At 69.0% G+C, this 12826-nt stretch carries 13 protein-coding genes; 2 read left to right on the forward strand and 11 right to left on the reverse strand.

What is annotated here, in order from left to right; genetic code table 11:
- Positions 1 to 131: 131 nt before the first annotated feature.
- From CHC08_RS00840 to CHC08_RS00875, 8 genes are all read right to left on the reverse strand, one after another.
- Positions 132 to 1661 (reverse strand): serine/threonine protein kinase, encoded by a 1530-nt coding sequence (locus CHC08_RS00840; RefSeq protein WP_179281825.1) that lies wholly within the window; start codon positions 1659 to 1661, stop codon positions 132 to 134.
- On the reverse strand, positions 1661 to 3274 hold the full coding sequence (locus tag CHC08_RS00845) for a hypothetical protein (RefSeq protein ID WP_089205175.1): 1614 nt from the start codon (positions 3272 to 3274) through the stop codon (positions 1661 to 1663). The genes CHC08_RS00840 and CHC08_RS00845 overlap by 1 nt, the downstream gene beginning before the upstream one ends.
- A 560-nt stretch (positions 3275 to 3834) precedes the next feature.
- Complete coding sequence (locus tag CHC08_RS00850) at positions 3835 to 4419, reverse strand: Uma2 family endonuclease (RefSeq protein ID WP_089205176.1); 585 nt, start codon at positions 4417 to 4419, stop codon at positions 3835 to 3837.
- Positions 4420 to 4487: 68 nt separating this feature from the next.
- Positions 4488 to 5135, reverse strand: coding sequence for an adenosylcobinamide amidohydrolase (locus CHC08_RS00855; RefSeq protein WP_089205177.1), 648 nt, complete (start codon positions 5133 to 5135; stop codon positions 4488 to 4490).
- A complete protein-coding gene (locus CHC08_RS00860; RefSeq protein ID WP_245878049.1) occupies positions 5132 to 5986 on the reverse strand; it encodes an ABC transporter ATP-binding protein in 855 nt (284 codons plus the stop codon). Before CHC08_RS00860 ends, CHC08_RS00855 begins: the two co-directional genes overlap by 4 nt.
- Before the next feature lie 103 nt (positions 5987 to 6089).
- Positions 6090 to 7103, reverse strand: coding sequence for a FecCD family ABC transporter permease (locus tag CHC08_RS00865; RefSeq protein ID WP_338055653.1), 1014 nt, complete (start codon positions 7101 to 7103; stop codon positions 6090 to 6092).
- A 63-nt stretch (positions 7104 to 7166) separates the two neighbouring features.
- Entirely contained in the window at positions 7167 to 8132 is a 966-nt protein-coding gene (locus tag CHC08_RS00870) for an ABC transporter substrate-binding protein (protein ID WP_089205178.1), read from the reverse strand.
- Between the two features lie 452 nt (positions 8133 to 8584).
- Positions 8585 to 9439 carry a Gfo/Idh/MocA family protein gene (locus tag CHC08_RS00875; protein ID WP_218825054.1) on the reverse strand — a complete coding sequence of 285 codons (855 nt, stop codon included), beginning with the start codon at positions 9437 to 9439 and terminating at the stop codon, positions 8585 to 8587.
- A gap of 232 nt (positions 9440 to 9671) precedes the next feature.
- Here CHC08_RS00875 and CHC08_RS00880 point away from each other — a divergent pair, with 232 nt between their 5' ends.
- Complete coding sequence (locus tag CHC08_RS00880) at positions 9672 to 10253, forward strand: histidine phosphatase family protein (protein ID WP_089205384.1); 582 nt, start codon at positions 9672 to 9674, stop codon at positions 10251 to 10253.
- A 136-nt stretch (positions 10254 to 10389) separates the two neighbouring features.
- Here CHC08_RS00880 and CHC08_RS00885 read toward each other — a convergent pair whose 3' ends face one another.
- The 3 genes from CHC08_RS00885 to CHC08_RS00895 all read right to left on the reverse strand — a co-directional run bounded on the left by CHC08_RS00885 (position 10390) and on the right by CHC08_RS00895 (position 11868).
- On the reverse strand, positions 10390 to 10647 hold the full coding sequence (locus CHC08_RS00885; RefSeq protein WP_245878050.1) for a hypothetical protein: 258 nt from the start codon (positions 10645 to 10647) through the stop codon (positions 10390 to 10392).
- Positions 10648 to 10770: 123 nt separating this feature from the next.
- Positions 10771 to 11007 carry a DUF397 domain-containing protein gene (locus CHC08_RS00890; RefSeq protein WP_089205181.1) on the reverse strand — a complete coding sequence of 79 codons (237 nt, stop codon included), beginning with the start codon at positions 11005 to 11007 and terminating at the stop codon, positions 10771 to 10773.
- Positions 11008 to 11868, reverse strand: a complete 861-nt coding sequence (locus CHC08_RS00895; RefSeq protein WP_239514431.1) for a helix-turn-helix domain-containing protein — start codon at positions 11866 to 11868, stop codon at positions 11008 to 11010. It abuts the gene before it with no gap.
- 195 nt (positions 11869 to 12063) lie between these two features.
- On the opposite strand from CHC08_RS00895, the gene CHC08_RS00905 reads away from it, so the two are divergent.
- Positions 12064 to 12594 (forward strand): ATP-binding protein, encoded by a 531-nt coding sequence (locus tag CHC08_RS00905; RefSeq protein WP_245878051.1) that lies wholly within the window; start codon positions 12064 to 12066, stop codon positions 12592 to 12594.
- Positions 12595 to 12826 lie beyond the last annotated feature (232 nt).

The raw sequence follows: 12826 nt of genomic DNA on the forward strand, positions 1-12826 counted from the left end.
GGATATTTCATCCCATAGATGCTTTTTAGACCCGCCCACTCCGATAATCGCTCTTAAAAGCACAGGCCCAAGGGATAGCCACTTCGACACAGGCCAAGCGCCACTCCCGAAAGAACACGCCTGGATGATCGCTATTCCGGGAAGGACACGCTCCGGATGAACCGGTTGGCCAGTGCGTTGTCACACCGGCTGGGTGCGCAGAAGTAGATCACCAGGGCGGGTTCGTCCGCCCGCTCCACGGCCCACCCCGTGAAGTCGAGCTGGCCACCACGCTGCGGGTCGGCGATCGACCCCTCCAGCCGTACGGCGGGCTGCCCGCCCACGCTCACCTGGACCACTTCGGAGAAGACGCTGACCTTGCCCGGCAGCGAGGACTGCAGGGTCTCCTGCAGCTGCTGTGCCCCGCCACGGGGATCAAGCGTGTCCAGTGTCTGCGCGTAGAAGCCGGTGGCCTCCTCCGGCGTGTTCTTGATGGTCTCGTTCGCGGTCGCCCAGTCGGCGGTGACCGGCGTGGCGAAGAGCGTCCGGAACTCGTCCGCGTGCGGCGAGGCCACCACGAACACGTCCGCCTGCTGCTGCAGCGACCAGTCGGCGGGATGTTCGAACGCGATCGGCACGGCGGCCGAACCCTTCTGAGCCGTCCAGTCGTCACCGCCCCGCAGGACCGTCGCGAGCACCGCGACCAGCGCGATGATCGTCACGATCGCCACCGCGGCACCGATGAGAATGCCCTTGCCGCCACCGGGCTTGGGCTGTCTCCTTCTCGTCTCCTCGGTCGGCGCCACCCTGGCGAACTCGTAGGGCTGACTCGTTCCGCTGATCGCGTCACGCAGCTCGGCGATGAACTGCGCGCAGGTGTCGTAGCGCTGCTCGGGCGATTTGGCCAGCGCCCGCATCATGACGCCGTCGACCTCCAGCGGGAGGTCGGGCCGGAGCGTGGTGAGCGGCGTGGGCGCCTCCGCCAGATGCGCCCAGAGCAGTGCGATCTCGTTGTCACGCTGGAACGGCAGCTGCCCTGCCAGCGCCTCATAGACCACGCAGGCCAGGGCGTACTGGTCGCAGCGGCCGTCGATGTGCTCCTTGTTGATCTGCTCGGGCGCCATGTAGCGGGGCGTGCCGATGAACTGGTCGGTCTGGGTCAGCCCGGAGAGCGAGGTGCGGTGCTTGGTGATGCCGAAGTCGGTGAGATAGGCGTGGTCGCCTTCGGTGTGAGCGGCGATCAGGATGTTGGCGGGCTTGACGTCACGGTGGATCAGGTCGTGCGCGTGAGCGGTGTCCAGCGCGGCGGCCACCTGGGCGAAGATCCGGTTGACCTGGCTCACCGTCATCGGCCCGCGGTCGTAGAAGATCTTGCGCAGGTCGGGGCCGTCCACGTAGCGCATCGCGATGTACAGGGTGCCGTCATCGGCGCTGTCGGCCTCGTAGATCGGGATGATGTTGGGGTGGTCCATGCTCGCGACCGTCCGCGACTCCAGGACGAAGCGCTGGCGGAACCGGTCGTCCTCCCCGAGAAGCGGGTTGAGGATCTTCAGTGCGACGCGGCGGTTGAGCCGGGGGTCCACCGCGAGGTAGACCACGGCCATGCCGCCCTTGCCGATGAGGTCCTCGATGTAGTAACCGGCCACCTCCCGCCCGATCAGCGCTCTGTCATTCACGGACATCACGTCTTGACAGACTGGCCGCAGTATCCGCAGAAGCTGTGGGCGGGGCCGAGGCCCATCCCGCAACCGGTGCAGTATTTCTGCTGCGTGGGCGTGTCAGCCGGTTTGGTACCGGGGTCCCTCTTGGTATCGGGCCCCTTCGCGACCAGCACGGGCTGGCCCGGCGAGGTGGGGATCCTGGGCAGCGCGGGGAAGGAACGGCCGACCACGATCGTGGCGTCGGCCTTCTCGTCGAACGCCGGTCCCGGCGGATTGGTCAGGGGAGGCCGCGTATTCGCGGGCGGATTCATCAAGGGGGGCCGAGTCTGCGCGGGCGGATCGGTCAGGGGAGGCCGGGTCGGCGCGGACGGGCTCGCCGGGGAGTCCGGTGCGGACGACCTGCGGCGCCAGAGCAGCAGCGCGCACACCACCACGACCCCCACGAGCAGGGCTCCGACGACAAGAAGCGGCCAGAGCGGCGTCTCTCCCGTGTCGGCGACGGCGGCGGCTCCCTTGGTCCCCGCGTCCTCGGCGGTGCCACGCTTCTGCTGGGACGTCTTCAGGTGCGCGGCGGCCACGGTGTGGCCCGGATAGAGGTCCAGGACCCGCTGGAAGGCGGGGACCGCGGCACCGTAGTAATGGGTGTGGAAACGGGTCAGCGCCTGCTCGAAGGCGGCGTCGATCGGGCCGCGTCTGGGGGCGACGTCCGCCTCGGCCAGCGCCTTGGTGACCTCCCGGATGCCGATCATCCTGGCGTCCTTGCCTCCGCCGACCAGCAGCCCGACGACCTCGCCCTTCTTGTCCTCGATCACCGGCCCGCCGAGCAGTCCCCTGTCGACGAGGGCTCCCAGTTTCTCCGGCTCGTTGACCTTGCTCTCCGGATCCCTGAACTGCCGGCCGCTCTCACCGGCGCCCCCCGCCCGCAGGTGACCGATGTCCACGGTCTCCGGAAGGTTCGCGGCGGGTCGCCCGGTGAACCCGGCGACCGCCACCGGCGAGGCGTCCTTGGTGGGCACCACGGCGGCGAGCGGCGCCGTGGGCAGGCCCGCACCACCGTCGGCGCGCCCGACGGGCCTCAGCACGGCGGGGCTGTCGGGCTTGTCGCCCGTACGGACGATCTCGGCCTTGAACCCCTCCTTGTCGGCAGGGGCGATGTTGGGGAAGACCCTGAGGTCGGTGGTGACGTCGAAGATGCAGGTGGCGGTGGGCTGCTTGGGCGGGTAGCACTCCTGCAGGTGGTGGTTGAGCTGCTCGTCCTTGAGGGTGTGCCGCTCGAAGTCCGCGGGAATCTTGACCTTGTGGTGCGCGGCGAAGATCTTGTTGGCGGCGTACACCTCGAGGTCGAGGTCGTTCTTGACCACCCCGGTGAGGGTGACCATGGCGCCCTCGGGATTGACGACCGTGCCGGTGCCGGTGCCGATCGGCACATCGTAGGAACGCTCCACATGGAGCAGTTCGCCGATGTGGTCGAGCAGGGTGACCTTGATCTTCGCCGTGGCCTCGATCCGGACCACCGCGGGGGTCACCAGATCGGTGATTCCACTGGGGTGCTCGTGAGCGAGCGCGGGGGTCACCGCGGTGACCGCCAGGGACAGGCCTCCGACCAACGCCAGGAACGAACCGAACCGCCGCATCGCCACTCCCTACAGGGGATAGGACAAGGGTCGCAAAGAGCAGCGAATAAGTGAACCGTCTCAGCCTGAAGAATTGGGTTTCTTCCCACTCCTACCTGCGAAAGGCAACAGCTTGGGAACCTTCACCCGGCTTTTCCCCTTGACATTCACGGTCTTTCGCTTTATCCGCACCCCGCCGTGAGCAGATGTGCAAAGTCTATGCTTCGCGTGCCCGATCCGGCGAGAATGCGCGCCCTCTCGGCAACACCACCACAAAGCCATCCTCAGCCATCGCACCCCTCTCCGGACAGCTCCGGCGGGACAACGGCCTTGCGTCGCAATAAACTAGCACAAGTAGGCACAAAAGCGAAAAATCACCCAGTTCTACCCGTGCGGTATAACCATCACGTGAACGGGCGGGCGGGCGGATAGATGTACGGTCGGGCAGCGACCTGCCAGGAGAACGACCTGCCGCTCACGGCTGGGACGGCGACCGTGAAGCCCGACCGGGTTTTCCGTCGTCGCCCCGCCGGAGCCGACCTCCAAAAGTGCGACTCGGCGGACGCACCCGCATCACGGCGCTAGGCGCGGGGCCGAATGAGCACCGCGGGATCGAAGCTCGCCTCGAAGGGCACGAGCAGGGTCGCGATCTCTCCCGCCTCATGCTTCTCGGCGGGTTTGTACTCCTCACCGGCGAGCTCGTGGACGTGGAGGGACGGCCCCTCGGAGAGCTCGATCCGCCAGTAGGCGGGGATGCCCGCGGCGGCGTAGGCGACCTTTTTGATGTGACGGTCTCTCATCTGGGTGCTCGGGCTGACCACCTCGACGGCCAGCAGGATGTCGTCCGGCGCGAACATCAGCTCCGTCCTGTCGAGGGTCTCCGCCGACACCACCACGAGGTCGGGGATGAAGAAGTCACGGGGGCCCACCCGGAGATTGACCTCCGGCAGCGGCTCCAACTCCGGCGGAGCGGCGTCCTCAAGAATTCTGAGAAGACGAGCGATCGCACGCTGATGCAGGGGGATGGGCGAGGGACTCACCAGCAGGCTCCCATTGAAGAGCTCGTAGCGGTTCCCGTCGTCGGGAAACGTGAGCAGGTCGTCGACGGTGAACGGCGGCTCTCCTTGAAGGACCGTCCGCTTGGTCGTCGGCTCCGTCGTTGCCATTGCGGTCACCTGCTCAGTATCGGGAGTCCTACCCTCGCTCACATGCTACTTCCCACGATTCTCTTACTTTATGTAATTGGTTGATCACGATTCGCCCAGGCTTGGGCGCCCTGCAGTACGGCGGTGTGAACCGCGCGGGCGATGCGGGCGCCCCAGGTGGAACGGGGGCCGCCGAAGAGCTCCTCGGGTCCGTGATCCCGTACGGCGACGCAGACGGCGTCGGAGGCCGTGCCCGTGCAGGCGAAACCGGCCTCCGCCAGCGCCTGGGACTTGGCCTCGGTCACCGTCATGACCGCGTTGACCAGGGCCGCGTCGGTCATGGCGACCGGCACGGTGACGATGATGTTGATCGTGCCCGGGACGTACAGGGGTGCGAGCTCGGGGTCGGGGACGCCGTCGGGGGCCGCGGCCCAGGTGGGGACGCGCAGGCCGACGGTCGCCGCCGCCTCCGCTCCCCCGTCGGCCGCCCGGACGAACCGGTCGACCGAGGCCGCGGTGAGCATGCCGACGCCGGGCCCGGCGGGGGCCATCTCGAGCAGGTGGTCCACCGGGTCCATCCGGGAGTAGCCCGCGACCACCTGGGCGTTCAGCGCCCACTCCGCCGGGCCGATGCCGCCGCCGAGCATCGCCGAGGAGATGGCCCGCCGGCCGGGACCGAACTCCCACAGCAGCGATCCCAGCCTGGCCCCGTCCTCGTCGCGGTAGGTGAGTTTCAAGGGCGCTCCAGGTGGACCTCGGGACGGCCTGCGGGGCCGGTCGCGACGCGGACGCGCGCGTCGAAGTGCTCGCCGATCAGCTCCCCGGTCAGCACCTTGGCCGGGGCGCCGGAGGCCGCGACCCGGCCGCCCGAGAGCAGCGTCATCGAGTCGGCGTACTGACCGGCCAGACTCAGGTCGTGCAGGGTCGTGACGACGGTCAGGCCGTCGGCCAGCCGGAGCCGGTCCACGAGCTCCAGCACCTGCTGCTGGTGCCCCAGATCCAGGGCGGTCGTGGGCTCGTCGAGCAGGAGCACGGGGGCCTGCTGGACCAGCGCCCTGGCGAGCACGACGCGCTGCCGCTCGCCGCCCGACAGGTGGCCGAGCGTGCGGGCGGTGAAGGGTGACAGGTCGAGCCGGTCCAGCACCGAGGCCGTCACCTCACGGTCGTGACGGCTCTCACGGCCCAGATAGGGGATGTACGGCGTGCGGCCCAGCAGGGCGTAGTCGAACACGGTCATGTCGACCGGCAACGCGGGAGACTGCGGGGCGTAGGCGAGCAGCCGGGCCCGGTCCCTGGGCTTGAGCCGCCGGACCGGCGCGTCGTCGATGAGCACCTCGCCCGAGCAGGGCAGCACCCCGGCCATGGCCTTGAGCAGCGTGGACTTGCCCGCGCCGTTGGCCCCGATGACGGCCAGCCAGTCGCCGTCGCGGACGTCGAGGTCGATGCCGGACAGCACGCTCCGCCGTTCCAGCACGACCGCGAGGTTCCGTACTCTGACCCGGCTCACGATCTCCTCGCCTCCCGGCTCGGAGCCCGCGTTCGCGAGCTCACCGTGCCCGCCGGCATGCCCGCCCGCGCGTCCGCTCACGTCCCCGCCTGTCCTGTCACGCCCCACCCCGTCCACTCCTCCACCCGCCTGATCGCGAACGGCACGGCCACGCCTTCACCCGCCTGATCGCGAGCGGTCCGGTTCATGTCTCCACCCGTCTGGTCACGCGCAGCACGGCCACGAAGAACGGCGCGCCGACAAAGGCGGTGACCACGCCGATGGGCAGCTCGGCCGGGGAGAGCACGGTCCTGGCGATCAGGTCGGCGAGGACCAGGAAGGCCGCGCCGCCCATCAGCGAGAGCGGAAGCACGATCCGGTAGGACCCTCCCGCGAGACGGCGGACCACGTGCGGGACCACGATGCCGACGAAGCCGATCAGCCCGCTGACCGCGACGGCCGCCGCGGTGGCCAGGGAGGCGGCGAGCAGTACGACGAGCCGGACGCGCGTGGCGTTGAGGCCGAGACTGGCCGCCTCGTCGTCGCCGACCGAGAGCACGTCGAGCAGCCTGCCGTGGAGCAGCATGATCACCACTGAGACGACGGCGTACGGGGCGACCAGCGTGACCTGTGCCCAGCCCCCGCCGACGTCGCCGAGGATCCAGGAGTAGACGCGCTGGAGCTCCTCCACCTTGAGCTGCTGCAGGAACGTCTGGATGGCGGTGAGGAAGGACGAGACCGCCACACCCGCGAGGACCAGCGTGGCGGTGCCACCACCCCGGCCCGCCACGTTGCCCAGCGCGTAGGCGAGCAGGACGCCGCCGACGGCCCCGGCGAAGGCCGCGGCCGGGATCAGGAGCCCCTGGTCGTCGCCCTTCATGAACACGATCGCCACCGTGGTCGTGAGACCGGCGCCCGCGGCGGCCCCCAGGAGATAGGGATCGGCCAGAGGGTTGCGGAAGACACCCTGGTACCCGGCGCCCGCGGTGGCCAGCAGCCCGCCGACGATCGCGGCGAGCAGGACCCGGGGCAGCCTCAGCTCGAACAGCAGCCCCTGCTCGACGGGCGCCAGTCCCGAGTCGACCGAGACGAAGGGCAGCCAGTCGAGCAGTTGCAGCGCCACCCGGGCCGGCCCGATGCCGGCCGCGCCGACCAGCAGTCCCGCGAGCATGCTCGCCAGAAGGATGCCCACGGCCGCCGCCGTCACCGCCGGGCTCAGCCGGGTCGCCCGCCGTCCCCGGGAACCGCCGGAGGAGTCTGAGGGACGAGAAAGATCGGTCACCTAGTTGGTCGTGGCCTTCCGTACGGCGTCGCCGACCTGCTTGGCGAGGTCCACGACACGCGGGCCCCAGCGGGAGGCGACGGCGTCGTCAAGGGCGATGACCCGGTCGTTCTTGACGGCGGAGAGCTTGGACCAGCCGGGGCGCTTGGCGATGGTGTCCCTGGACTGGGCGCAGCACCTGGTGTCGGCCAGGAAGATCAGGTCCGGGTCGGCCTGGGCGACGAACTCGGCCGACAGCTTGGGATAGCCTCCGGCCGCGTCGGGGGCCTTGTCGGCGATGTTGGTCAGGCCGAACAATCCGTAGATCTGACCGATGAAGGTGCCGGAGGTGGCCGCGTAGGGCGTGACGTCCAGCTCGTGATAGTAGGTGAGCTTGGTGTCCTTCGGCGCGGTGGCCGCGAGCTCCTCCATCTGCTTTTTCATGCCGGCCGCGACCTCGTCGGCCTTGGCCTTGTTGCCGGTGGCCGCGCCGAGGTCGGCGATCTGGTCGTAGGCCTCGTCGAGCTTGGTGGCCGCGGGCTCCAGCAGCACCGGAATGCCGATCTTGCTCAGCTCGGCCACGACGTTGTCGAGGTCGTTGGCGAGCACGATGAGATCGGGCTTCCTGGCGATGATCGCCTCCACGTTCGGCTTGAAGCCGGACATGTCACTCTTCGGCGCCTCGGCGGGATAGTCCGACTGGTCGTCCACCGCGACGACCTGGGGTCCGGCTCCGATGGCGAACAGGCTCTCGGTGGCGGTGGGCGACAGGGACACGATCCGCCCGGGCTTCCGGGCGAGGACGACGGAGCCGTTGCCCGCCTCGACCGTGACCGGGAACCCCTCCGCCGCGGCGGGTGCCGCGGTCGTGGGGGCCGCGGATGTGGGGTCCGCGCTCGGGGAGGCGGTGGTGGAGCTCTGACCGCATCCGGCCAGGGCCAGCACGCCGAGCAGTGCGGCCGCGAGGGCGGTACGTACGGGCCTCACATGAGGTCCTTTCTGTTGCCGGAAGAAAGAGACCCGAAGAAGGGACGGATCACCCTTTTCCACGAGGGTTGACGGCGTCGGCGCAGCGGAGGCGACCTGGCTCGATCCGGGGGAGGATCATGACAGTTGCGGGACAGCGCCGGACTCACACCGGACTTCGCTAAGCGCTGCGCGTCAGATAGACGCTATCAATGTCGCCCGGACACTCCGCCTCAAGGACTTCCCATCAGCCTCTCCGCTCTGAGAACCGACGACTCGGCGGAGACACCCATGAAAACCACCCGTCCGACCTCTCCGCCCGGAGAACCGACGGGGACGCCCATGGAGGCCACCCGTCCGACCCCTCCGTCCGGAAACCGGCGTCCCGGCGGGGCCACCCGTGGAAACCATCGCCCGGCCGTCCGGGAGGCCGGTTGTCGCGCGGGCCGGGCGCCGTCGTCTGCCTGAGCCGCCTACGTGAGCTGCTCCTCCGCGGCGGCGATGATCTCCTGGAGGTGCAGGCCGTGCGCGGCGTCGAGGGGGTGCCCGCCGCCGCGCCGTACGGTCATCGCGAACTCGGCGAGCATGAGGGAGAAGACGTCGTCGCCGAGCTGGGTGTCGTTGATGGACTCCCGGCCGAGGCGGCCGTAGATTCCCACGTTGGAGGGCGGTGTCTCGCCGGGAACGCTCAGGCACAGCGAGGCCTCGCTGACCGAGCCGGTCTCGTGCTCCAGCAGCAGGCCGACCCAGCCCCGCGGGTTGCCGTGGGCACGGACCCCGACGACCCTGCCGAGCGAGGCCTCCAGCAGGTCGATCATGTGGGGGCCGACGTCGAGGATCGCACCGCGCTCCAGCCGCCACGGGGTGGCGAAGTCTCCTCCGAGCATGGCTCCGGTGATGTTGGCCGCGTGCCCGCCGAAGGGCTCGATGGCCGAGACCCTTGCCAGGAACGCCCGGGTCGCCGCGGAGTAACGCCAGGTGAGGACCATCTGGGAGGCCACGCCCGCCTCGGCGATGGCTCCGGCCAGCCGCCGGGCGCCGTCCAGGTCGGCCGCGAGCGGTTTCTCCAGCAGCAGTGCCTTGCCCGCCTTGGCGGCGAGCACGCCGAGCTCGGCCTGTACGGCGGGCGGCACCGAGAACGCGACCGCCTCGCAGTTGTCGAACAGCTCCTCGATCCGCTCGAAGACCGGGGCCCCGAATCTTCTCGCCGCCTCGGGTCGCCGTGCCCACACTCCGGCCAGGCGCGTGTCCGGCCCGGCCGCCAACCTCGGCGCGTGCACCATTTCGGCCCACGGCCCCGCGCCCACCAGACCCACAGATATCGTCACGTAATCCAGTTTCTCACGCCCCCCTGTTCCGGCCGTGTGCTCGGGTCGGTCTGCCATGACGCCGCACCACCGGTCGGTCTGACGTGACGCCGCACCACCGGTCGGTCTGACGTGACGCCGCACCACCGGCCCGTCCGCTGTGACGCCGCACCACCGGCCCCGCCGGCCCGTGGGAGGGCTCGCGGGGCGCCGTCGGACCGGTGCCCGCCGTACCGGCATGATGGGCTTCATCATGAACCAGATGATTCTGCTGCGGCATGGCGAGACCGAGTGGAGCAGGGACGGCCGTCACACCGGCCGCACCGACCTGCCGCTCACCGACAAGGGCGAGGACCAGGCGCGAGCACTCGCCCCCCTGGTCGAGGGCCAGACGTTCGACCTGGTCCTGGTCAGCCCCGCGCTGCGGGCCCGGAGGACGGCCGAGCTCGCGGGGCTGAAGGCGTACGAGACGGAGCCCGACCTGTGGGAGTGGGACTACGGCGGTTACGAGGGCGTCACCACCGACACGATCCGCCAGACCCGTCCCGGCTGGTACCTCTGGCGCGACGGGGTCGTCCCCGGTGACGACGAGCACCCCGGCGAGAGCGCGGAGCAGGTCGGCGCCCGCGCCGATCGGGTGATCACCCGAGCCAGGGCCGCCGAGGGCGACGTCGTCCTGGTCGCCCACGGGCACTTTCTGCGGGTGCTGTGCGCCCGATGGCTCGACCTGTCCCCCACCGACGGCCGGCTCTTCCGCCTGGACACCGGCACCTACTCACGACTGGGCTTCGAACACGCCGAGCCGGTCGTCCTCACCTGGAACGCCCCCGTCTGACCACGGGGACGAACCGCCCGGCCGCTTCGATCGGGCAGGTTCCCCGCCGTACGGAAACCGCCTCCTCGATCCGGGCGAACGCCCGGCCGTCCTCCCCGGTCGGGGAGGCGCACGCCGTACAGCACGGGGATCTTGCTCAGGCGGCCGCGGCGGCGGGCTGCGGCCCGCGGCCTGTGAGCCATTCGATGACCTTGCGGTGGCCGTGGCGAGCGTCCTCGAAGTGACCCCAGCGCCAGTAGCGAGGCTGGTCACGCACTCCGGTCACCCATGTCCGGTAGGACACCGGAGCGATCGCACCGTCCCCCGTGGCTGCCGAGGCCACTCCGTAGGTGCGGATCACGACGCGGCCTCCCGGCGCGAAAAGCACGTCGTCGGCCACTGGATACAAGGTCATCTGATCGAGCACGGTTTGAGCCCCCAATCGCTGTGGGCTCAAACACTTCCCCACCGCCCCACTTCCCCGGTTACGTCACCGGCGCGCCACGGTTAACCCGATGCGCCGGATGTAAAAACGGTGTTACACCGTCAGCCCGTCGAACTCCCCGTCCTTCACCCCGAGTACGAGGGCACGGATCTCGTCACGTGTGTAGATCAAGGCTGGACCCTCGGGAAAACGGGAGTTACGGACCGCGATACTGCCGTCCGCCAGTTCGGCGAGCTCGACACAGTTGCCCTGAGAGTTGCTGTACCGGCTCTTGCGCCAGCTGGCCCCGGCAAGGTCAGTGGCAGGCATGCCGTTATAGGTCTGCTCCATTTACATCTCTCTGAGAAGGTCGCCGAGGATCTCGGCGGTGCCCCCAGGCGTGGTGCTTTCCACGCACAACTGCTCCATGGCCGTGAGGTATGGATCGATGTCCTCACGCTTGTCCAGGTAGAGGGCACCCCAGAGCTGCTCGACATAGACGATGTCCGATAGGTCGGACTCGAGAAATCGCAAGATGCTGAACGCACCACCCTCGGCCGCGTGCATGCCTGATCGAAAGGGCATCACCTGAAGGGTGATGTTGGGCAGCGTGGCCACTTCCAGCAGGTGCTGAAGCTGCTCACGCATGATCTCCCTGCCTCCGATGGGACGCTTCAGGGCCGCCTCGTCGATGACCGCCCACAGTCGCGGGCCGTCCTTCTTCGTCAGGCGATCCTGCCGCTGCATGCGCATATGCACACGACGCTCGATCTCCGCCTCGGGCACGTCCGGGTGGCCCAACCGGATCACGGTGTGTGCGTAGGCGGACGTCTGCAGCAGGCCGGGAACGAACTGCACCTCGTAGGTGCGGATCACGCTCGTCGCCTCCTCCAGCCCCACGTAGGTGGTGAACCAGCTCGGCAACAGGTCGCCGTACTTGTGCCACCAACCAGGGGTGTTCGCCTCGCGGACCATCTCCAGCAGGCCGCGCCGTTCCGCGTCGTCGAGCACGCCGTACAGGGTGAGCAGGTCTTCCACGTCTCGGGTCTTGAAACCGACACGGCCGAGCTCCATCCGGCTGATCTTGGACTCGGAGGCGCGGATGTGGAATCCCGCCACCTCACGGGTGAGATCTTTTTCCTCACGCAGACGGCGCAGGCTTGCGCCGAGCATGATGCGCCGAACGGTGGAACCGGTACCGGGCGGATCCATGGACACGTGGTGCTCCTCGCTCGCTTTCCTGATCGACAGTCTGTCACTTTGCGCCCCAAGAGTTACCGGGTCGCGAACAAGATCCCCTTTCCTTACGAAATGTCGAACTCATGGGTAACCGTAGCGGTTGCACAGACCTTATGCACGTGCATTCGCCCTTGCACCTGCACGGGAGTTTGCACCATGATTGCGGCTGTGCAGTCCGCCCAAACCGCGCCCCCCCGATCGTCAACGTCATGGACAGCGCTCGACTGGTGGCCCCCAGTCGGCTGGTGGCCTGACGCGGCGCGCGACCTCGTCTCCGGCTCCTCGACCATGGCCAGCGCCACGTTCGTGCTTCCACCCCAGGCCGAGTCCGTCCACTCCGCCCGCAGCTTCGCGACGGGCACGCTCACCGGCTGGAAGCTCGGCGAGCTGAGCGACAACATGGAGCTGGTCGTCTCGGAACTGGCCACCAACGCCTTCAGGCACGGTCTGCGACTGGCCGAGTCGCGCGCCAGAGAGCCGATCAGGCTCTCCCTGATCCGCAGGAACAGTCTGGTCGCCTGCACGCTCAACGACCCCGGGGCCGGCTTCCCCGCGCTCCGCGACCCGGCGCCCCTCGACATCGGCGGGCTCGGACTGCACATCGTCGAGTCGCTGAGCCTGCGCTGGGGCTGGGCACCGCTGGCGCCGTACGGCAAGATCGTTTGGGCGGTCCTGCGCCCGGACCTCCCCGAGGAGTAGGACCCCTCCGGGCCCCTCAAGGATCACGGCCCCCCGAACTTCCGCAACCGAACCTTTCCCGAACGGCGCCGCCTCTTCCCCTCCATCTGGCGCCGATCGGTCCCGGGACCCGCCCTCCCCTCCCCGGCGGTCCCGGGACCGATCAGAAGCGGGACGGCGATGTGGTAACGCATTGCATTCTGCGCGGTGCATGCCGTCGGAGATGCCCTCTGCATTACCGTGGATGTTTATG

Source organism: Streptosporangium subroseum (assembly GCF_900188345.1).
GTDB lineage: Bacteria > Actinomycetota > Actinomycetes > Streptosporangiales > Streptosporangiaceae > Streptosporangium > Streptosporangium subroseum.